18 protein-coding genes are annotated in these 19,855 nt (G+C 62.3%); 11 read left to right on the forward strand and 7 right to left on the reverse strand.

From position 1 onward, the window contains the following. The first annotated feature begins 9 nt into the window (after positions 1 to 9). From CR105_RS01475 to CR105_RS01490, 4 genes are all read left to right on the forward strand, one after another. Positions 10 to 909 carry a DUF6279 family lipoprotein gene (locus tag CR105_RS01475; protein ID WP_099786648.1) on the forward strand — a complete coding sequence of 300 codons (900 nt, stop codon included), beginning with the start codon at positions 10 to 12 and terminating at the stop codon, positions 907 to 909. Between the two features lie 114 nt (positions 910 to 1,023). Then, positions 1,024 to 1,668: a 16S rRNA (guanine(966)-N(2))-methyltransferase RsmD gene (gene rsmD, locus CR105_RS01480; protein ID WP_099786649.1), complete on the forward strand. Its 645-nt coding sequence runs from the start codon at positions 1,024 to 1,026 to the stop codon at positions 1,666 to 1,668. A gap of 112 nt (positions 1,669 to 1,780) precedes the next feature. After that, positions 1,781 to 2,278, forward strand: coding sequence for a pantetheine-phosphate adenylyltransferase (coaD, locus tag CR105_RS01485; protein WP_099786650.1), 498 nt, complete (start codon positions 1,781 to 1,783; stop codon positions 2,276 to 2,278). Between the two features lie 10 nt (positions 2,279 to 2,288). Beyond that, positions 2,289 to 2,555, forward strand: a complete 267-nt coding sequence (locus CR105_RS01490) for a YfhL family 4Fe-4S dicluster ferredoxin (protein ID WP_099786651.1) — start codon at positions 2,289 to 2,291, stop codon at positions 2,553 to 2,555. Here CR105_RS01490 and CR105_RS01495 read toward each other — a convergent pair. Further along, positions 2,544 to 3,734, reverse strand: coding sequence for a sensor histidine kinase (locus tag CR105_RS01495; protein WP_099786652.1), 1,191 nt, complete (start codon positions 3,732 to 3,734; stop codon positions 2,544 to 2,546). The two genes, CR105_RS01490 and CR105_RS01495, sit on opposite strands and share 12 nt — an antisense overlap. Further along, positions 3,735 to 4,109 carry a response regulator gene (locus CR105_RS01500; RefSeq protein WP_099786653.1) on the reverse strand — a complete coding sequence of 125 codons (375 nt, stop codon included), beginning with the start codon at positions 4,107 to 4,109 and terminating at the stop codon, positions 3,735 to 3,737. A gap of 292 nt (positions 4,110 to 4,401) precedes the next feature. Here CR105_RS01500 and CR105_RS01505 point away from each other — a divergent pair, with 292 nt between their 5' ends. Further along, complete coding sequence (locus CR105_RS01505; protein ID WP_099786654.1) at positions 4,402 to 6,039, forward strand: methyl-accepting chemotaxis protein; 1,638 nt, start codon at positions 4,402 to 4,404, stop codon at positions 6,037 to 6,039. 27 nt (positions 6,040 to 6,066) lie between these two features. Here the strand turns inward: CR105_RS01505 and CR105_RS01510 are convergent, their stop codons facing one another. Continuing rightward, on the reverse strand, positions 6,067 to 6,288 hold the full coding sequence (locus CR105_RS01510) for a ChaB family protein (protein WP_099786655.1): 222 nt from the start codon (positions 6,286 to 6,288) through the stop codon (positions 6,067 to 6,069). Positions 6,289 to 6,389: 101 nt separating this feature from the next. Between CR105_RS01510 and CR105_RS01515 the strand changes: the two genes are divergently transcribed. Beyond that, positions 6,390 to 6,983: a chalcone isomerase family protein gene (locus CR105_RS01515; RefSeq protein WP_099786656.1), complete on the forward strand. Its 594-nt coding sequence runs from the start codon at positions 6,390 to 6,392 to the stop codon at positions 6,981 to 6,983. A gap of 67 nt (positions 6,984 to 7,050) precedes the next feature. Here CR105_RS01515 and CR105_RS01520 read toward each other — a convergent pair whose 3' ends face one another. After that, a complete protein-coding gene (locus CR105_RS01520) occupies positions 7,051 to 7,338 on the reverse strand; it encodes a hypothetical protein (protein WP_099786657.1) in 288 nt (95 codons plus the stop codon). A 162-nt stretch (positions 7,339 to 7,500) separates the two neighbouring features. Here CR105_RS01520 and CR105_RS01525 point away from each other — a divergent pair, with 162 nt between their 5' ends. Further along, positions 7,501 to 8,448 carry a LysR family transcriptional regulator gene (locus CR105_RS01525; protein ID WP_099786658.1) on the forward strand — a complete coding sequence of 316 codons (948 nt, stop codon included), beginning with the start codon at positions 7,501 to 7,503 and terminating at the stop codon, positions 8,446 to 8,448. A 2-nt stretch (positions 8,449 to 8,450) separates the two neighbouring features. Here the strand turns inward: CR105_RS01525 and CR105_RS01530 are convergent, their stop codons facing one another. Both CR105_RS01530 and CR105_RS01535 read right to left on the reverse strand, forming a co-directional pair. Further along, a complete protein-coding gene (locus CR105_RS01530) occupies positions 8,451 to 10,019 on the reverse strand; it encodes a methyl-accepting chemotaxis protein (protein ID WP_099786659.1) in 1,569 nt (522 codons plus the stop codon). Between the two features lie 175 nt (positions 10,020 to 10,194). Continuing rightward, the gene (locus CR105_RS01535; protein ID WP_099786660.1) at positions 10,195 to 10,650 is read right to left on the reverse strand and encodes an Lrp/AsnC ligand binding domain-containing protein; all 456 of its coding nucleotides are present in this window, start codon (positions 10,648 to 10,650) and stop codon (positions 10,195 to 10,197) included. Positions 10,651 to 10,829: 179 nt separating this feature from the next. Between CR105_RS01535 and putA the strand changes: the two genes are divergently transcribed. Both putA and ald read left to right on the forward strand, forming a co-directional pair. Further along, on the forward strand, positions 10,830 to 14,483 hold the full coding sequence (gene putA / locus CR105_RS01540; protein WP_099786661.1) for a trifunctional transcriptional regulator/proline dehydrogenase/L-glutamate gamma-semialdehyde dehydrogenase: 3,654 nt from the start codon (positions 10,830 to 10,832) through the stop codon (positions 14,481 to 14,483). Positions 14,484 to 14,519: 36 nt separating this feature from the next. Further along, positions 14,520 to 15,635 carry an alanine dehydrogenase gene (gene ald / locus CR105_RS01545; RefSeq protein ID WP_099786662.1) on the forward strand — a complete coding sequence of 372 codons (1,116 nt, stop codon included), beginning with the start codon at positions 14,520 to 14,522 and terminating at the stop codon, positions 15,633 to 15,635. Here the strand turns inward: ald and CR105_RS01550 are convergent. Further along, positions 15,632 to 16,405, reverse strand: a complete 774-nt coding sequence (locus CR105_RS01550; protein ID WP_099786663.1) for a 5'-methylthioadenosine/adenosylhomocysteine nucleosidase — start codon at positions 16,403 to 16,405, stop codon at positions 15,632 to 15,634. The two genes, ald and CR105_RS01550, sit on opposite strands and share 4 nt — an antisense overlap. A 616-nt stretch (positions 16,406 to 17,021) precedes the next feature. On the opposite strand from CR105_RS01550, the gene CR105_RS01555 reads away from it, so the two are divergent. Together CR105_RS01555 and CR105_RS01560 are read left to right on the forward strand one after the other, a co-directional pair. Then, a complete protein-coding gene (locus tag CR105_RS01555) occupies positions 17,022 to 18,164 on the forward strand; it encodes an NAD(P)H-dependent flavin oxidoreductase (protein ID WP_307189601.1) in 1,143 nt (380 codons plus the stop codon). Positions 18,165 to 18,174: 10 nt separating this feature from the next. Continuing rightward, positions 18,175 to 19,800 carry a GMC family oxidoreductase gene (locus CR105_RS01560; protein WP_099786665.1) on the forward strand — a complete coding sequence of 542 codons (1,626 nt, stop codon included), beginning with the start codon at positions 18,175 to 18,177 and terminating at the stop codon, positions 19,798 to 19,800. The last annotated feature ends 55 nt before the right edge of the window (positions 19,801 to 19,855 follow it).

Consider the following 19,855-nt stretch of genomic DNA (forward strand, 5'->3'; position numbering starts at 1 on the left):
GTTGAATAGATGAAAAAGTTTAACACGAGCGGCACTGTCGCAACCCGCCTTCGCGCGCTGTTTCTGGTTGCCCTGATGGTCACGGCAGCCGGCTGCAGCAGCATCCGGTTTACCTACAACCACGGCGACACGCTGCTGTACTGGTGGCTGAACAACTATCTCGACCTCGATTCGGACCAGTCCGGCTGGGTAAAGAAGGATATCGACAACCTGTTCCAGTGGCACCGCAAGACCCAGCTGAAGGATTACGTCCAGCTGCTGCAAAATGGTCAGCGCCAGCTTGCCGGCAACATTACCCAGGCCGACCTGGCCGGTGACTACCATGACATCAAGGCGCGTACCGAACTGCTGGCCTACAAGGCGCTGCCTGAACTGGCGGACCTGGCGCGGTCGGTGCGGCCCAGCCAGATCGCGCAGATGGAGAAGAAATTTGCCAAGAACAACGAGGACTACCGCAAGAAGTTCATGCGCGGCGACCTCGAAGCCCGGCAGAAGGCGCGTTTCAAGAAGTCGATGGAGCAGTTCGACCTGTGGTTCGGCAACTTCAGCTCCGAGCAGGAAGCGGTGCTGCGCAAGGCGTCCGACGCGCGGGTGCTCGACAACGATGTCTGGCTGGACGAGCGGATCCGCCGCCAGAAGCAGATCGTCGCCGCGCTGCGCAAGATCCAGACCGAAAAGCTGGGCAAGGACGCCACTGTGTCGGTGCTGCACAACCTGGTCAAGGAATTGTTCGGCCGCTTCGAGGCGCCGGAACGCAAGGCCTTCTTCGATACCTATACCGACCAGACCATCCAGCTGATTTTGACGGCGGTGAAGATTGCCACGCCGGCGCAGAAAGCGCACGCGCACAAGCGCATGCAGGGCTGGATAGAGGACTTCAACGTCCTTGCGGCTGACGCGCGGCGATAGCCTGAACGCTGGTGTCAGGTCTGACATTCGTACATTTCAATTGTGAAATGTACGAATGTCAGACCTGACACCGGCATTGTTGCCGCGGTCTACCCCCATGCTATAGTGCCGCCCATGCAAAAAAAGCCAGCCAAAGTCCCGGTCCACCGGCCGCCTCCGCCACAGCACGTGCGCATCATCGGCGGCGCATGGAAACGCACCCAGCTTCCCGTGCTCGACGCCCTCGGCCTGCGCCCGACCCCCGACCGCGTGCGCGAAACCGTGTTCAACTGGATCAGCCACCAGTGGGGCAACGACTGGAGCGCCGCCAACGTGCTCGACCTGTTCGCCGGCAGCGGCGCGCTCGGGCTCGAAGCGGCCAGCCGCGGCGCCCGCTCGGTCGTCATGATCGACACCCACACCCCGGTCATCCGCCAGCTCGACACCATCAAGCAAAAGCTGCACGCCGACACGGTCACCCTGCTGCGTGCCGACGCCCTCGTCAGCGCGCAGTCGATGGCGCTGCGCGGCCAGCGTTTCGACTTGGTCTTCCTCGATCCGCCTTACCAGCAAGACATGCTGTCGAAAACCCTGCCGCTGTGCGTGGGCCTGCTCGCCGCCGATGGCCTGGTTTATGTCGAGTCCGGCGCGCCGCTGCCGTTTGCTGAAGAAGACGGCGACGACACCCCGGACTGGCTGGCGCCGTGGGAAGCAATCCGCGCCGACAAGGCCGGCATCGTGTTCTACCATCTGCTGCGCTTGCGGTCTCAGCCGGCGTAACAACTTGTAAAGACGCTCGCCTAAATGTGCAGACCTTGGTCTGCTCTGGGGCAGATGACCGGTTTTGAGGCATAATGCGCGTTCTATATTGGTGCATCTCTAGGGAGCCGCAATGGTTGTAGCTGTTTATCCAGGAACCTTTGATCCGCTCACGCGAGGCCACGAAGATCTGGTACGCCGCGCGTCCGGACTTTTCGACGGCCTGATCGTCGGCGTTGCCGACAGCAAGAACAAGCGGCCGTTCTTCTCGCTTGAAGAACGCCTCGAAATCGCCAATGAAGTGCTGGGCCACTATCCGAACGTGAAGGTCGAAAGTTTTTCCGGCCTGCTCAAGGACTTCGTGCGCAAGCATGATGCCCGCGTCATCGTGCGCGGCCTGCGCGCCGTGTCCGACTTCGAATACGAATTCCAGATGGCCGGCATGAACCGCTATCTGCTGCCGGACGTCGAAACCTTGTTCCTGACGCCATCGGACCAGTACCAGTTCATCTCCGGCACGATCGTGCGCGAAATCGCCATCCTCGGCGGCGACGTGTCGAAGTTCGTGTTCCCGTCGGTCGACCGCTGGCTGCAGAAGAAAATCGCGTCGATGGCGCCGCCCACGGAGTAGTCGGAACATCATGGCGTTGCTGATCACCGACGAATGCATCAATTGCGACATCTGCGAGCCCGAGTGCCCGAATGACGCGATCTACATGGGCGTCGAGATATACGAAATCGACCCCAACAAGTGCACCGAATGCGTCGGCCACTTCGACGAGCCGCAATGCCAGCAGGTATGCCCGGTCAGCTGCATCCCCCTCAATCCGGCGTGGAGCGAAACGCCGGAGCAGCTGCGCGCCAAATACGACCGCCTGATGTCCGCCAAGGTCGACTCAACTCGCTGAACGGCGGCCTTTGACGGCCAACAGCGACTCGTGGCCGTTCCTGCGGCTCGGCGTCAGGCGCGGCAGCACTACCGAAAACTTCACGCCCGTCTCCTCGTTGGAAACGACCGAAATCTGCCCGCCGTGGGCCCTGACGATTTCTTTCACGACATACAGGCCGAGACCCAGGTTCTGCACCCGCGACATCTTGCGCTCGCTCGGCGGCCGGATTGCAAAGCTTTTAACGGGATCGAACAGCGTCCGCAATTTCGCCACTGGTATGACTTCCGCGTCGTTCCTTACCTCGACCAGCACCTCAGGCTCGCCACCATTAATGGCGACGTGGATGGTTCCTTCCGGCTTGCCATGTTGAATGGCGTTCGAGATCAGGTTGGCAAACGCCTGTGCCAGGCGTGGTCCATCCCAGCTGCCAACCAGTTTGCCCTCGGAAACGTATTCGATCTTGCGGTCGGGGTGGAACGTGCGGGCTTCCTCCACCACGTTCAGGCAGATGTCCTCGAGGTCGACCGTGTAGGGGTCGATGGGAATGCCGTCGCCCAGGTGTGACGTCGAAAAATCGAGCAGGTCGCGCACGATTTCGTCCACGCGTTGCGTGCTGTTGAAAATTCTCAGGCCGACCTTGAGCACTTTCGCCGGCAACGTCTGGTCTTGCAGCAGCACCTGCGCGCCCATGCTGACGGCGCCCAGCGGCGAGCGCACGTCGTGGCCGAGAATGGCCAGGAACAAGCTTTGCGCATCGCGCAGCAGCTTCGTATAGCGGGCCATCGATTCGCTTTGCGCCTGGTCGATCGCTTCGTTAAAGCGCACCATGTCCTCGATCTGGGCAGGCGTCGTGATCGTCACATTGTGCGTCCACAGGCGCAGCACGCTCGACCTGAGGGCCCTGAACTCGGCCATCACCTGGTCGCTATTCAAGCCCGACGACATGCGCGCCGCGGCATGCACTTCGGCCGGCGTGTCGATCGCCGCCACTGGCGCCTGGCCCTTGGACTTGGCGATACTCTCGCTCTCGCCCTGCGCTGTTTCGAGATCGGTCGCGATGACCTTCAGCACAGCTGTCGCATGGTCGCGCAGTTCGGTCCTGTCGGCATCTTCAAGCGGTGCAAGCGTCGCCGCAAAATCTTCCCACTCGGCGAGAATGGCGTCCAGATTGTCTAGAATAAAAAGAGATAATCGCATTTATACCTGCTCGTAACTGTCAGCGGAAGCGCCCAGCAGCTTGCGAACTTCGACCAGAAGGTTCTCCGCCAAAAAAGGTTTTCGCAAGAACGCATCGTAACTCGAACTATTCGCAATTTCACAGCGCAGCGAAGCACTCATGAGCAGAATGGGGAGCGTTGCCGTCGACGGATCGCCCCTGAGTTTTTCGCTCAGCTCCACGCCGCTCATGCCGGGCATGGCGCAGTCCGATATGATCAGCTGGTGCGACTTGCCTTGGATCCGTGCAAGCGCTTCCGCGCCACTGGCCGCGACGCTCACGTCGAACCCATGCGCCTCCAGAAACATCGAGCAGGTTTCCGCCATGCTCTCATCGTCGTCAATTATCAAAATCATTGTTGCTCCCTGTGCCGCCTGGGGTTGTCCGCCGAGGCGTCGGCAGGGGGCCGGTAGTGACCCAGTACAAGTATGTCGATTGCTCAGCAGGAGATCGGTCGGATACCGAACATTGGGACCTGTTCGATCAACGGGCGCGCGCCAGACACCACAGCCGGGCCGCTGTTGCAAATTGAGATTTCTTCGCAGAAATTACCTTCTTCTGAAAGTACTAGGAGGAAAGTAGTGATATATTTACCCAAAGCAACAAATCGCTTGCACCACTTCATTATAAAAACGAGAGACAGCCGCAATGAATATTCGAAACATGGGAATAGGCCAACGCCTGGCGGTCGGCTTCGGCGTCGTGATTGCTCTTTTGATCATGCTCGCCGCTTTGTCCTACCTGCGCATCGGCAGCCTGAATACGGAAGTGACGACGATGGTCAAGGAACGTTATCCGAAGACCGTCATGGCCAACGCCATCAAGGCCGATGTCAACGAGGCCACCCGCAGCATGCTCAACGTGCTGGTCATGAGCGATCCGGACCATATCGGCACGGAGCTGGCCATCATGGACAAGAAGAACGCCAGCGCCACTGCGGCCCTGGCCGCACTGACCAAAAGCACCACTGACCCGCGCGGCCAGGAAATCCTCAAAGGCATCGCCACCATCCGCGCCAAGTTCATTCCCGCCCAGGCCGACTTCATCGCCACGATCAAGGAGGACAAGAAGGAAAGCGCGATGGTGAACTTCATGTATTCGCTGCGTCCCCTGCAGGCAAAGTACTTTGACGAGCTCGACAAGTTCACCGCCTACCAGAATGCCGCCATGGTCGAATCGGGCGACGCCGCAACGGCCGTGTCGAGCCGCACCCAGCTGTTGATCCTGGTGCTGGCCTTGTGCGCGAGCGTCCTGTCGGTGGCCGTGGCGTTCTTCGCCACCCGCAGCATCACCCGGCCGCTGGTCGCCGCGGTCGATATCGCCAAGCGCGTCGCCGACGGTGACCTCAGCAGTGTTATCGACGTCAACAGCACCGACGAGACCGGCCAGATGATGGGCGCACTCAAGTACATGAACGACAGCCTGATCCGCATCGTCGCCGAAGTGCGCTCCGGCACCGAGTCGATCGCCTCGGCCTCGAGCGAGATCGCCAGCGGCAACCTCGACCTGTCGAGCCGCACCGAGCAGCAGGCCGCCTCGCTGGGCCAGACCTCCGGCTCGATGCGCGACCTCACCGCCACCGTCCAGCAGAACGCCGACAATGCGCGCCAGGCCAACACGCTCGCCGCCAAGGCGTCCGAAGTGGCGTTGCGCGGCGGCTCGGTGGTGTCGCACGTGATCGACACGATGGGCTCGATTACGGCGTCGTCGAAAAAGATCGTCGACATCATCGGCGTCATCGACGGCATTGCGTTCCAGACCAACATCCTCGCGCTCAACGCCGCCGTGGAAGCGGCCCGTGCCGGCGAGCAGGGCCGCGGCTTTGCGGTGGTGGCGGCGGAGGTGCGCAGCCTGGCGCAGCGCTCGGCCGCGGCGGCAAAAGAAATCAAGCTGCTGATCGGCGACTCGGTTGACAAGGTGCGCGAAGGCAGCACCCTGGTCGAGCAAGCCGGCGTGACGATGGAAGAAGTGGTGGCCAGCGTACGCCGGGTGACCGACATCATGGGTGAAATCACCTCCGCCAGCCAGGAACAGAGCGTCGGCATTGCCAACGTCAACAACACGATCCTGGAGATGGACGAGACGACGCAGCAAAACGCCGCGCTGGTGGAAGAGGCGGCAGCGGCTGCCGCATCGATGCAGGAGCAGGCGGCCAACCTGGCGCGGGTGGTCAGCGTGTTCAAGCTGGAACCTGGTGTTGCGCTGGCGAAGGTGGCCGTGGATGTGCCCGCTCAGCGCCCGGCGCGCCCGGCACGGCACGAGCTTCGCGCTATCGAGGCGGCCTGAGCGCAGGGTTGCCAGCACGCAGGCCGCTCACCCGGCCTCGTGCCACTTCCCGCTCGCCTCATCCTTCTTGTACTTTTTCTTCACCGCCGTCCACGGCACCTTGTGGGCGGTCACTTCCCGCCCTTCAGCGCCGCGCTCGGCGTATTCGTCGAAAGCACTGTTGAACGCTTCCTTGTAGATCTGCTGTGCATGCTTCGGCAAATTGTCGCGCACGCTGTCGGGCAGGTCGGCGATGGATGAATAAGGCATCTTTGCTCCCTCCTTTTAGTTGGGTTCCTGCGGGAAAGTAGTGATATATTCGTCACAGACTCTTTCGCAGGTCACTTTGATAAAAACATGGAGATAACAATATGGTAACGACGAAACACGGTTTCAAGGGTTTGCTGGCCGGCTTGCTGCTGGCATGCTTCTGTGTGCAGGGCGCCATCGCCGCCGACGTGAACGGCGTCAAGTTTGACGACACCGCCAAAGTGGCCGGCAAGGATCTTGTGCTGAACGGCGCCGGCATGCGCACCAAGTTCATCATCAAGGTGTACGCCGCCGGCCTGTACCTGACGGAGAAAAAGAACACGGTCGCCGACATCGCCAGGCTGGAAGGACCGCGCCGCCTGACGCTCGTCATGGTGCGCGATGTGAGCTCCGAGGACTTCGGCCAGTCCTTCATGTCTGGTATTAACAGCAATGTCGGCGACGCCGAGAAAGCGAAGTACGCCAGCCAGATCAGCAAGTTCGGCGAGATGTTCGGCGCGATCCCTGGACTCAAGAAGGGCGACGTGCTGCACCTGGACTGGATCCCAGGCAGCGGCACCGTGACCGAACTGAACGGCAAGAAGATCGGGGAAGTCGTGCCGGACCTGGGCTACTACAACGCCGTGCTGCGCATCTGGATCGGCGACAAGCCGGCCGACGGCTCGCTCAAGCCGGCGCTGCTTGGCGCGCGTTAAGCGGCTGGACACAAAAAAACGCGGCGCCGGACTAGCCCGGCGCCGCGTTTTTTTTAAGCGGTAGAATCTAGGCGCGTGCCGACAGTGCCCGCAGCTCAGCTGCCTGGCTCGGATCTTGCGATGCATTCAGGATTCGCTGGAATTGGCGCGCATTACTCAGCTGTCTGCGTGCAAGACGCTCTTCTTTGGTGCGGCGCGGACGCACCGTCAACACCAGTGCGCGAGCGATGCCCATCAGCAGTGGCTTGAAGAACATGAGCAAGCCGGCGAGGGCGGACAAGCCCAGCGCTGCACGAAGCAGTGTCAGCACCTGGACGTTGGCGGTGGCTTGAAGGAGAGTGGCAGTAGTAGACAAAATGTTCCAATTGCAATTAAGTGTTGTTGATAGGAACTATAGTGCAACGCAACATATAAAGCTAATTCCAATTTCTGATACCGATTATATTGTTCATGAATGAAGTGATGTACTATTTGACGTCGTACCGACCCCTCCCGCCCACCTACTTATTAGCTGATCATGAGTTTCCTGACGCTTGACCTGAACCTGCTGCGCGTGTTCGACGCGGTGATGACTGAGCAAAACCTGACGCGCGCGGCCGGCCACCTGGCGATGACGCAGCCGGCCGTGTCGAACGCCATCAAGCGGCTGCGCGAAAGCCTCGGCGACGACTTGCTTATCCGCACCGCCTACGGCGTCAAGCCGACGCCGCGCGCCGAATCGCTGTGGCCGGCCGTGCGCCAGGCGCTGGCCGGACTGGAGGCTGCCGTCACGCCCGGCACGTTCGATGTGTCCAAGGCCAACGCAACGTTTCGCATGGCGATGGCCGACGCCACCGCCGCCTTCTGGCTGCCCTCGCTGATGCGCTCGATCGAAACCGAGGCCCCTGGCGTGAATGTGCGCATGGTGCCGCTGACCACGCGCGAGCCGCGGCCGATGCTGCTGCGCGGCGACATCGACCTGGCCGTCGGCTTTTTCCCCGGCGTGGCGGCGCAACTGTCGTCCGACACCAGTTCACCGATCCGCCACGAGCGCTTGTATTCAGGCCGCTATGTCTGCGTGATGCGCAAGAATCATCCGCTCGCCAAGGTCGAGCTCACCTTGGACAACTACGTCGCCGCCAATCACTTGCTGGTGAGTTTTTCCGGCCGCGCCCACGGCCTGTCCGATGAGGCGCTGGCGCAACTGGGCCGCGAGCGGCGCATCCTGCTGACGGTCAACCAGTTCTTCACGGCCGGCCGCGTGGTTGCCAATTCCGATCTGATCACCGTGCTGCCGAAACACCTGATCGCCTCGACCGGCATGACCGATGCGCTGGTGTGGCGCGAACTGCCGTTCACCTTGCCGGCGGTGCACCTGGACATGCTGTGGCACGAGCGCGACGCCCGCAGCCCGGCGCACATGTGGCTGCGCAAGCACCTCGAATCGATGAATACCAGCGCGATCACGGCCGCGACGGCGGACTGAACTTAAGCGGCGCTGGAGCGGTAGCCGACCCGAAAGCCGCCCCAGTGCTGGCCGTCGACGTAGATCGGCGCCGACAGGTCGTGCATCACTTCGCCGGTATCGCGCTTGTAGGTCTGCAGCAGGAACGAGCGCGTATTCGAGCCGCAGCGCGCACCAGTACGGTCGTTGAAGATGCGCTTGGTGCGGTTGTGGATGATGTCGACGTCGTAGTCGCCCGTCAGCGGCTGCGAAAACTTCTTGTTGTGAGTCGGGAAATAGCCCTTGCTGTCGACCGCGCCGGCGTACGCCAGTTGCGGCATGCTGCTCAATAATGCTTCCTGCAAATCCGGCAGCGCGCGGTCGGTGAAGGCGTCGAAGCGGCTGTTGTGCTTGGGCGGATTGGTGTTCGGAATCGCCTTGTAGCGGCGGTCGAACAGCGCTTCGCGGCTGATGGCGCCGGAGCGGATTGCCGCGCTGAACAGGCGGCCGACCTGGTCGGCGGCGCCTTGGGCGGCGATGCGGATCGGGTCGTGCGGCGTCTGCACCGCCGAGTCGCCGAGCGCGCTGACGATCGATTCGGCCTGTTCGGCCAGCGCCATCGCCGAGCGCGCCGCGCGCGGCAATTCGGCATCGGTCGACAGCATGCTGTCGCGAATCTTCGCCAGCGATTCGGTGATCATGCCGGTGGTACCGACGTGCACCCGCGCCGCCGCCGCGATCTGGCCGATTTCCCGTTCCGACACCGCGGCCGACTGCTCGATGCTGCCAAGCAGCGCATGGACGCGCTCGACGTTGCCGGCCGCCAGGCCCACCACCTCGGTCAGCGACACCATGCCGCCGGTCGCCGTCGTCGTCTGCTCGTTAATGACGCGCACCATCACGCTGATCTCGTCGGTCGCTTCCTTGGTGCGCAGCGCCAGCTGGCGCACTTCGCTGGCCACCACCGCGAAGCCGCGGCCGTGTTCACCGGCGCGCGCCGCCTCGATCGCCGCATTCAGTGCCAGCAAGTTGGTGCGCGCTGAAATCTCGCTGATCACTTCGGTGAAGCCGGCGATGCGGCGCGCGCGCTCTTGCAGCTCGGCCATGGTGGCGGCGCCCTGGCGCGCGTCGGTGCGGGCGCTGCTGATGCGCTGCAAGCCCTGCTCGATTTCCGCGCGCCCGGCCACGCTTTCGCTGCGCACCTTCGCCGCCACGGTCGCCGCCTGCTGCGCATTGGCGGCAATCTGGCGCGTGCTGAGGGCGACTTCTTGCGCGCTGGCAGCCACTTCGGCGGCGGTGCGCACGTCGAGTTCAACTTTCTTCTTGACCGAATCGACGAAGTACGATGTTTCCGCCGCGCCGATCATCATGTCGTCGATCGCATGGCCGACCACGTCGATGAAAGCGCGGCTGCGCGCCGCTTCGCTGCCATTGCCGCTGCCGGCGAGCCGGACCAGTGCCAGGCTGGCGGTGCTGGCCAGCAGCGCCGCCGCCACCGGACCGAGCGCGCCTGGCACGGCCTGGTTGATCAGAAAGATGATGAGTGTGCTGGCGCCGGCGGCGCCGGCGAGCACCAGCGCAGGGCGCGCCTTTGCCAATGTCGAATAGTCCATATTCCCCCCGGGTTGTCGCCCAGGGTTGATGCGGGCATGTGCCCATGCCTCTCGCAGCCGCGTAGCGGTAGAGTCACCCTGGTGTCAGATATCCGTTAACGTACAGCATTGCCTGAACAAGCTCAACAGAATTTTCTTAAGGGAAATCTATTTGTGCACGTAAGGCTGCAGCAAGCTATTTGATCGGCAACTTGGTCGTGTTCTTCACTTCTTCCATTACGGCGTAGGTATGCGTTTCACGCACGCCTTTTTGCAGTAAGGTCTTGCCGAGGAATTCGCGGTATGCCGCCATGTCCTTCACGCGCGCCTTGACCAGGTAATCGAAACCGCCGGCCACCATGTGGCATTCGAGCACCTCGGGGATCAGTTGCACGCTATTCTTGAAAGCATCGAACACTTCCGGCGTGGTGCGATCGAGCACCACCTCGATGAATACCAGCAGCGACACGTCGAGCAACTGCGGATTGAGCTGGGCGGTGTAGCCCATGATGTAGCCTGACTCATGCAGCTTGCGCACCCGCTCCAGGCAGGCCGCCGGCGACAGGTTGACTCGGGAGGCCAGTTCGACATTGCTGATGCGTCCGTCGTTCTGCAACTCCGCGAGGATCTTCTTGCTAATCTTGTCCAGCATGTCAGCCTACCCCCAAGATAAATTTAATTTGGTTAAATTGTCTCACCAAAAACTATCTATTGCTAGTCTTCGTTAATACCAGAATAAATCCAGAAGAATCCGCACTACAATCGAATCAATTTTTTGCGCCCCTGATTTTTCGTGCGGCGCTGTTTCCTTCTTCTGATTAAAGAGTTTCCATGCAAAATCCCGCCCCGTCCGCCCCGTCCGCCCCGTCCGCCCCGTTCGCCTCGCTTCAGGCAGAAATCAAGCCTGAACAAACGCCGCTGCGCGCGGCGGTAACCGCGGCCTACCGCCGCGACGAGGCCGGCGCGGTGGAGTCGCTGCTGGCGCAGGGCGCGCGCGCCAACGCCGACGCCGGCGCGCTGGCGCACAAGCTGGTGTCGCAGGTGCGCGAAAAGCGCACGCGCTCGTCCGGCGTGGACGCGTTGATGCATGAGTTTTCGCTGTCGTCGGAAGAAGGCGTGGCCCTGATGTGCCTGGCCGAAGCGCTGCTGCGCATCCCCGACAGCCAGACCGCCGACCGTCTGATCGCCGACAAGATCAGCAAGGGCGACTGGCGCAAGCACCTGGGCGAATCGCCGTCACTGTTCGTCAATGCCGCCACCTGGGGCCTGCTCATCACCGGCAAGCTCGTTGGCACCAGCAGCGAGACGGGCCTGGGTTCCGCGCTGACCAAATTGATCGGCAAGGGCGGCGAGCCACTGATCCGCAAAGGCGTCGACCTGGCCATGCGCATGCTCGGCAATCAGTTCGTCACCGGCCAGACCATCGACGAAGCACTGAAAAACAGCCGCGACAACGAAGCACGCGGCTACCGCTATTCGTACGACATGCTGGGCGAAGCGGCACTGACCGAACTCGATGCGCAGAACTACTACGCGTCGTACGAAACGGCGATCCACGCGATCGGCAAGGCGTCCAATGGGCGCGGCATCAAGGACGGTCCCGGCATCTCGGTCAAGCTGTCGGCGCTGCACCCGCGCTACAGCCGTGCGCAGCATGCGCGCGTGATGGCCGAACTGCTGCCGCGCGTGCGCACCCTGGTACTGCTGGCCAAGCACTACAACATCGGCCTGAACATCGACGCCGAAGAAGCCGACCGCCTCGAGATCTCGCTCGACCTGATGGAAGCGATGGCGTTCGATCCGGAACTGGCCGGCTTTGACGGCATCGGCTTCGTCGTGCAGGCCTACCAGAAGCGCTGCCCGTTCGTCATCGACTACCTGGCCGACCTGGCCAAACGCAGTGGCCGCAAGTTCATGGTGCGGCTGGTGAAGGGCGCCTACTGGGACGCCGAAATCAAGCGCGCGCAGGTCGACGGCATGCCCGGCTATCCGGTCTACACGCGCAAGGTCTACACCGACGTGTCGTACCTGACGTGCGCGAAAAAACTGCTGGCCGCCAGCGAACTGCTGTACCCGCAGTTCGCCACCCACAACGCGCACTCGCTGGCGGTGATCTATACCTGGGCCAGGCAGGACGGCATCAGCAACTACGAATTCCAGTGCCTGCACGGCATGGGCGAAACGCTGTACGACCAGGTCGTCGGCAAGGAAAACCTCGACAAGCCCTGCCGCATCTATGCGCCGGTCGGCTCGCACGAAACGCTGCTGGCCTACTTGGTGCGCCGGCTGCTGGAAAACGGCGCCAACTCGTCGTTCGTCAACCAGATCGTCGACCAGAAGGTATCCATCGAGTCGCTGATCGCCGATCCGTTCGACGTCGCGCGCGTGCAGGGCGGCGTGCCGCATCCGGGCATCGCACTGCCGGTCCACCTGTTCGGCGCCGAGCGCAAGAATTCGTCCGGCATCGACCTCACCAACGAGAATGTGCTGACCGACCTGGCGGCATCGCTGGCCGCGCGCCGCGTGTACGACGCGGCGCCATTGATCGATGGACCTCTGGCGTCATCGGCATGGGGAGAGATCACCAACCCGGCCAACCACGCGGACGTCGTCGGCCATGTGCAGGAAGCAACCAGCGCCGACGTCGAAACCGCGCTCGCCGGCGCCACCGCGTTTGCGATGGACTGGCAGACCACCGAGCCGTCGATCCGCGCCGATACGCTCGCCCGCGTGGCCGACCTGTTCGAGGAAAACTGCCAGGAGCTGATGGCGCTGGCCGTGCGCGAAGCCGGCAAATCGCTGCCGAACGCGATCGCCGAAGTGCGCGAAGCGGTCGACTTCCTGCGCTACTACGCCGCGCAAGTACACGGTTCCGCCAATACGCTGGCGCTGGGCCCGGTCGCCTGCATCAGCCCATGGAACTTCCCGCTGGCGATCTTCACCGGCCAGGTCGCCGCTGCGCTGGCCGCCGGTAACGTGGTGCTGGCCAAGCCGGCCGAACAAACGCCGCTGATCGCGCACCGCGCGGTGCAGCTGTTCCACCAGGCCGGCATCCCGAAGGGCGCCTTGCAGTTCCTGCCGGGCCGCGGCGAAGTGGTCGGCGCGGCACTGACGGCCGACGCGCGCGTGCGCGGCGTGATCTTTACCGGCTCGACCGAAGTGGCGCAGCTGATCAACCGCACGCTGGCCAAGCGCTCGCTCGACGAGTCGAACGAGATCCCGCTGATCGCCGAAACGGGCGGCCAGAACGCGCTGATCGTCGATTCGTCGGCGCTGCCCGAACAGGTGGTGCAGGATGCCCTCAGCTCCGCCTTCGACAGCGCCGGCCAGCGCTGCTCGGCGCTGCGGGTGCTGTTCCTGCAGGAAGAAATCGCCGACAAGACGATCCGCATGCTCAAGGGCGCGATGCAGGAACTGCGCGTCGGCGTGCCGGACCGCCTGTCGACCGACATCGGCCCGGTGATCGACGCAGAAGCGCGCGACAACCTGCTGGCGCACATCGCGCGCACCAAGCTCAAGGCGAAATCGTTCTATTCGCTGCCGCTGCCGGAAGGCCTCGAGGCGCAGGGCACGTTCGTCGCGCCGACGCTGCTGGAAATCGGCGCGCTGTCGGAGCTGACGCAGGAAGTATTCGGGCCGGTGCTGCACATCATCCGCTACAAGCGCGCCGCGCTGCCGCAGCTGATCGACTCGATCAACACCAGCGGCTTTGGCCTGACGCTCGGCGTCCATTCGCGCATCGACGAGACGATCGACTTCATCGCCTCGCACGCCCACGTCGGCAACATCTACGTCAACCGAAATATCGTCGGCGCCGTGGTCGGCGTGCAGCCGTTCGGCGGCGAAGGCAAGTCCGGCACCGGCCCGAAAGCGGGCGGTCCGCTGTACATCAAGCGCCTGCAGCGCGCCGCGCCGCCGCTGCTGCGCCACGAACGCCAGGCCACGCCGGGACTCGACGCGCTGATGGTGTGGGCGCGCACGCACGGCCAGCAGCGCGTGGTGGCATTGGCCGAACAGTACATGCGCACGACCTTGCTCGGCACCACGCTGGCGCTGCCGGGGCCGACGGGCGAGCGCAACACGCTGTCGTTCGCCAACCGCGGCACGGTGCTGTGCGCCGCCAAGCACATCGGCGTGCTGCTCAACCAGCTGGCCGCAGTGCTGGCGACCGGCAACCGCGCGGTGGTGATGGCCGGTTCCGGCCACCTGCTGCCGGAAGGCTTGCCGCCGGAGGTGCGCGACCGCATCCAGGTCATCGCCAATCTCGACGAATGCACTTCTGCGTTCCAGGTGGCGCTGGTGGAGGCGTCCGTCGCCGACGCCCTGCGCACGAAACTTGCCGGCCGGGACGGTGCAATCATCGGCATCGTCGACACCACCGAAGAAGGTGCGATCCCGTTGTGGCGCCTGGTCGCCGAGCGCGCGCTGTGTGTCAACACGACCGCCGCTGGCGGTAACGCAAGCCTCATGACACTGGGTCTGTAATGATGCAGATGTTCGTTTTACAACTTGGAGGAAGACATGATAGTCGGGGTCCCAAAAGAAATTAAGAACAATGAGTACCGGGTCGGCCTGACGCCGCCCAGCGTGCGCGAACTGACCTCGCGGGGTCACCAGGTGCTGGTGCAAAAGAACGCCGGCGCCGAGATCGGCTTGCCTGACGAACAGTACGTTGCGGCGGGCGCGTCGATTGTTGCTACGGCGAAGGAAATCTTTGCCCGCGCGGAAATGATAGTCAAGGTCAAGGAGCCGCAGCCGGGCGAGTGCGCCATGCTCGGCAAAGGCCAGATCCTGTACACCTACCTGCACCTGGCGCCGGATCCGGAACAGACGGCGGCGCTGGTGCGCTCGGGCGCAGTCTGTATCGCCTACGAGACCATCACCGGCGCCGGCGGCGGCTTGCCGCTGCTCGCGCCGATGAGCGAAGTGGCCGGCCGCATGGCCATCCAGGCCGGCGCGGCCCACCTCGAGAAATCCAAGGGCGGCATGGGCTTGCTGCTCGGCGGCGTGCCTGGCGTGGCTGCCGGCCACATCGTCATCATCGGCGCCGGCGTGGTCGGCAGCAATGCGCTGCAGATGGCGGTGGGCACCGGCGCGCGCGTCACCGTGCTCGACAAGAACATGGACCGCCTGCGCCAGCTCGACCTGATTTTCGGCAACCGCATCTCGACCTTGTACTCGAACGCCCACGCGATTGAGGAAGCGGTGCTGTCGGCCGACCTGGTGATCGGCGGCGTGCTGGTACCTGGCGCCGCGGCGCCGAAGCTGGTCACGCGCGACATGATTTCGCGCATGAAGCCGGGCGCGGTGGTGGTCGACGTCGCCATCGACCAGGGCGGTTGCTTCGAGACCTCGCACGCGACGACGCACGCCGATCCGACCTTCGTGATCGATGGCGTGGTGCACTACTGCGTGGCCAACATGCCAGGCGCCGTGGCCCGCACCTCGACCTTTGCGCTCAACAACGCCACCATCGGCCACGCAGTGGCATTGGCGGCCAAAGGCTGGCAGCAGGCCATGCGCGACGACCCGCACCTGAAAAACGGCCTGAACGTTTGCATGGGCAAGGTCACCTATGCGGCGGTGGCCGAAGCGCTTGACTACGCCTACGTGCCGGCGGACTCGATGCTGGGCTAGACCGATTGGCGGCAAAAGCGCCTGACGATATGAAACGCGTAACAAGCGGCGACCGATTTCACGAAACGTAGAAAATCGGTCGCCGCGTCTTCGTTGGCGTTGTCAGAAATAGTCCGGATCACGGCGAACGGCACACCCAGCTCGAAGCACACCTGCGCCACCGCCGCCCCCTCCATCTCGACCGCTAGCAGGCCCGGATGGGACGTGTTCAACCGTTCGATATGGCCGCGGCTGGTGACGAACTGGTCGCCGCTGGCAATCAGGCCGCGGTGCACCTGAGGCTTCCCGAGTCCGAATACCTGGCGGTCTTCCAGGCCGATCACTTCCAAAAAGTCCGATTCCAGGAAACCGAGCGCCGCTCCAGCCAGCTGGGTTGACATCCGCGCATCGGAAGCAAAGTTGGCAATGCCGGTCAATGGCACCTCGTAACGGGGAAAGAGAGGACTGGCGTCCAGATCGTGCTGAACCAGCGACTCGCCGATCACGATGTCGCCCACGCGCACGCCGGCATCACCTGAACCTGCCACACCGGTGACCAGGATGTGGGTAACTCCAAACTTCTCCACAAGCATGGCGGCCGTCATCGATGCCGCGACCTTGCCAATACGCGACAGGACGCACACAGCGTCGATTCCCCACAACTGGCCGACAGAGTAGTCGCGCATGCCGTGGATGACCGTGGCGGCCCCATGCATGGCTTGCACGAGTCCTTCCTGTTCTTCATGAAGGGCGCTGATGATCCCCAAGCGCTTGATTTTGTGGTGATTCATATTTCTGGAACACGGTTTTTCAGGGCTTGTCCACATTGTTCGCCGCGTTTACTGTTTTATACAAAGATATATATATAAATTTAGTAGTAATAGTAAACGGCGATTTTTTTGTGGATAAGTCGGATTTTATCAACAGGCTCAACGGCTTACAGCGTTTACAAGTACGCTTAAAAACATTGTATCCAGTTGGGATCATTGTTGGATAAAAAATCGGCTGCGTACAAATGCATGAGTTCTGCACATTGAACCCTGTGGATATCCAACAGCTTATCCACAGCTGCCAACGCCCTTGCCGTCATCATCGCGAAAGCAGGGATCCATGCTGAGCTGTCAAAAATTTAAAGTTATCAAAAGAGCTTGCTCATCGATTTGCGAATTTCAAAACAGCCTGCACAAAAAATAGTCATCAACTTCCGCGTCGTTTTTGACCGCCGAAGGTCTAACAAGAGAGGTTTTCGCGACTTTCGGCCTCGCTTTTCGCATGCTTGTTTACTTAAACAAGTAAGAATATAACCTTAGTAGTAGTAGTTAACGTAGGCCATTTTCTGTGGATAAGCTGTTATTTCCCTTTGTAATCAATAGCTTGCGCGATGTATAAACTGGTTAACGACTTTGTATGCGGCTGGTAGCAATTCTGGACAAATTCCAGGGTGTGAATAAAATAGGGTTTATCCACAAACCGTACCTGTGGATATTCATAGACTTATCCACAGGAGGCCGTATGGACGTGTTGTCGCTAATGGAATTTCCAATCGTTCAAGGCCCGATGGCCGGGGGCTCATGCACTCCTGCCCTGGTGGCCGGTGTCTCCAACGCTGGCGGACTGGGCAGCTTGCCCGGGTCCTTGCTGTCCCCCGCGGCGATCCGTGACCAGGTCGGCCAGATCCGCACGATGACCGATCGGCCATTCCAGCTCAACTTCTTCGTGCAGCCCACGCCAGCGCCAAGCGAACAGGAAGTCAGCGCCGGCGTCGAGTTGTTGCGCCCCATCTGGCAAAGCCTGGGCTGGACGGACCTGCCGGTTCCCGCGCAATGGTGTCAGGACTTCAGCGCCCAGTTCGAAACCCTGCTCGAGCTAAGGCCCGCCGCCGCCAGCTTTACCTTTGACATCCTGAGCGCGAGCCAGGTCGAGCGGCTGCACTCAGCCGGCATCGCCGTCATCGGCACCATCACCACTGTCGACGAAGCGCGGGCCTGGGAGGCGATCGGCGCCGATGCGGTGGTGGCTTCCGGCGTCGAGGCGGGCGGCCATCGAGGCACTTTCCTCGGTCCGCAAGAGGAAGCGACGCTGTCGGCGCGCCAGCTGTGGCCGCTGGTTGCAGAGGCTGTGCGCATTCCCGTCATCGCCGCCGGCGGCATCATGACCGGGGTCGACATCAGGGAAGCTCTGTCGCTGGGCGCCAAGGCAGTGCAGATGGGCACCGCCTTCCTCGTCACCGACGAATCCGGCATCCATCCGGCCTACAAGCAAAAGCTGCTGTCGGGCCACGGTCTGACGACCCGGCTGACCCGCAGCTTCTCAGGTCGCTACGCCCGCGGCGTAGAAAATCGTTTCATGGAGCAAATGGAGAGTGTGGAGACGCAAGTTCCAGCGTATCCTGTGCAAAATGCATTGACAGCAAGCATACGAGCGGCTGCGGCCAAAAGCGGCGACACCGAACTGATGTCGCTGTGGGCCGGCGCCGAAGTCGGCCGCGCCCGCGCGCTGTCGGTCGCACAACTGATGCAAACGCTGGTGGCGGAGATGCGCCCAACTTGAGGAGCCTTGATTGGAATCGGCAGGACAATACGACTACATTATCGTGGGCGCCGGCACTGCCGGCTGCCTGCTGGCAAACCGCCTCACGCGCAAGAAAGACACCACCGTCCTGCTGATCGAGGCCGGCGGCAAGGACGATTACCTGTGGATTCACATCCCGGTCGGCTATCTGCATTGCATTGGCAATCCGCGCACCGACTGGCTCTACAAGACTGAAGCGGACGCCGGCATCGGCGGCCGCTCGCTGATTTATCCGCGCGGCAAAGTGCTGGGTGGCAGTTCGTCGATCAACGGCATGATCTACATGCGCGGCCAGTCCGGCGACTACGATCGCTGGGCCGAGCTGACCGGCGACCCGGGTTGGGCGTGGGACAAGGTGCTGCCGCTGTTCATGAAAACCGAGGACCACCACGGCGGCGCCAACGCCAATCACGGCGGCGGCGGCGAGTGGCGCGTCGAGAAACAGCGGCTGTCGTGGCAGATCCTCGACGCCTTCCGCGATGCCGCCGATGAGACTGGCATCCCGAAAGTCGACGATTTCAATACCGGCGACAACGAAGGCTGCTCGTATTTCGAGGTCAACCAGCGCCGCGGCATCCGCTGGAATACCGCGAAAGCGTTCCTGAAACCGATCGCCGGGCGCGAAAACCTGACCATCATGACCGGCTGCCATGTCGAGCGCTTGATCATCGAGCACACGGAAAAGGGCGCCGTATGCCGCGGCGTCGAGTTTTTCGGCGGCGGCAGGAAATTTCGCGCCGATGCAGTGCAGGAAACCTTGCTGGCAGCGGGCGCGATCGGCTCGCCGCAGATCCTGCAGCTGTCCGGCATCGGGCCGGCGGCCGCCTTGCAGCAGGTCGGCATCACGCCGATGGTCGACGCCCCCGGGGTTGGCGAAAACCTGCAGGACCACCTGCAATTGCGGATGATCTTCAAGATCAACGGCGCCAAGACGCTCAACACCAGCGCCGCAAGCTGGTTCGGCAAGATGAAAATCGGCCTCGAATACGCCGTGCGCCAGAGCGGACCGATGTCGATGGCGCCGTCGCAGCTGGGCGCGTTCGCCAGGTCCGACGCCGGCCAGGCCAGCGCCAACCTGCAATATCACGTGCAGCCGCTGTCGCTGGAAAAGTTCGGCGATCCGCTGCATCCGTTCCCGGCGTTTACCGCCAGCGTCTGCAATCTGCGCCCAACCTCGCGCGGACACGTACGCATTGCCAGCAACGACAGCTACGCGCCGCCGAAGATTTCACCGAATTACCTGAGCACGGCGGCGGACCGCAAGACCGCGGCCGCGGCGCTGACGCTCACGCGCAAGATTGTTACGGCGCCGGCACTGTCCAAATACAAGCCGGAAGAATTCAAGCCGGGCATTCATTACCGCACCGAAGACGAGCTGGCCGAAGCGGCCGGCCTGATCGGCACGACGATCTTCCACCCGGTCGGCACCTGCAAGATGGGCAAGGTTGACGACCCGATGTCGGTGGTCGACAGTGAATTGCGCGTCATCGGAGTGGGGGGCTTGCGCGTTATTGATGCATCGATCATGCCGAACATCACTTCTGGCAACACGAATTCGCCGACGTTAATGATCGCCGAGCGGGCTGCGGAGCTCATCGCGGCAACACCGAGGTGAGGCGATTCGGGGCGAAATGGTAGTTATACCGTATTGTGACGAAATTTTATTGTGT

The sequence above is a fragment of the Massilia eurypsychrophila genome, from assembly GCF_002760655.1.
Taxonomy (GTDB): Bacteria; Pseudomonadota; Gammaproteobacteria; order Burkholderiales; family Burkholderiaceae_D; genus JAFCUW01.

What these genes read in the sequence shown, in the direction of transcription:
- CR105_RS01510 (WP_099786655.1), bottom strand. Translation starts at nt 6,288, where the DNA reads ATGCCTTATTCATCCATCGCCGACCTGCCCGACAGCGTGCGCGACAAT.
- CR105_RS01550 (WP_099786663.1), bottom strand. Translation starts at nt 16,405, where the DNA reads ATGAATCACCACAAAATCAAGCGCTTGGGGATCATCAGCGCCCTTCAT.
- CR105_RS01535 (WP_099786660.1), bottom strand. Translation starts at nt 10,650, where the DNA reads ATGCTGGACAAGATTAGCAAGAAGATCCTCGCGGAGTTGCAGAACGAC.
- CR105_RS01500 (WP_099786653.1), bottom strand. Translation starts at nt 4,109, where the DNA reads ATGATTTTGATAATTGACGACGATGAGAGCATGGCGGAAACCTGCTCG.
- CR105_RS01505 (WP_099786654.1), top strand. Translation starts at nt 4,402, where the DNA reads ATGAATATTCGAAACATGGGAATAGGCCAACGCCTGGCGGTCGGCTTC.
- CR105_RS01495 (WP_099786652.1), bottom strand. Translation starts at nt 3,734, where the DNA reads ATGCGATTATCTCTTTTTATTCTAGACAATCTGGACGCCATTCTCGCC.
- CR105_RS01555 (WP_307189601.1), top strand. Translation starts at nt 17,022, where the DNA reads ATGCGGCTGGTAGCAATTCTGGACAAATTCCAGGGTGTGAATAAAATA.
- rsmD (WP_099786649.1), top strand. Translation starts at nt 1,024, where the DNA reads ATGCAAAAAAAGCCAGCCAAAGTCCCGGTCCACCGGCCGCCTCCGCCA.
- CR105_RS01475 (WP_099786648.1), top strand. Translation starts at nt 10, where the DNA reads ATGAAAAAGTTTAACACGAGCGGCACTGTCGCAACCCGCCTTCGCGCG.
- CR105_RS01490 (WP_099786651.1), top strand. Translation starts at nt 2,289, where the DNA reads ATGGCGTTGCTGATCACCGACGAATGCATCAATTGCGACATCTGCGAG.
- ald (WP_099786662.1), top strand. Translation starts at nt 14,520, where the DNA reads ATGATAGTCGGGGTCCCAAAAGAAATTAAGAACAATGAGTACCGGGTC.
- coaD (WP_099786650.1), top strand. Translation starts at nt 1,781, where the DNA reads ATGGTTGTAGCTGTTTATCCAGGAACCTTTGATCCGCTCACGCGAGGC.
- putA (WP_099786661.1), top strand. Translation starts at nt 10,830, where the DNA reads ATGCAAAATCCCGCCCCGTCCGCCCCGTCCGCCCCGTCCGCCCCGTTC.
- CR105_RS01525 (WP_099786658.1), top strand. Translation starts at nt 7,501, where the DNA reads ATGAGTTTCCTGACGCTTGACCTGAACCTGCTGCGCGTGTTCGACGCG.
- CR105_RS01530 (WP_099786659.1), bottom strand. Translation starts at nt 10,019, where the DNA reads ATGGACTATTCGACATTGGCAAAGGCGCGCCCTGCGCTGGTGCTCGCC.
- CR105_RS01515 (WP_099786656.1), top strand. Translation starts at nt 6,390, where the DNA reads ATGGTAACGACGAAACACGGTTTCAAGGGTTTGCTGGCCGGCTTGCTG.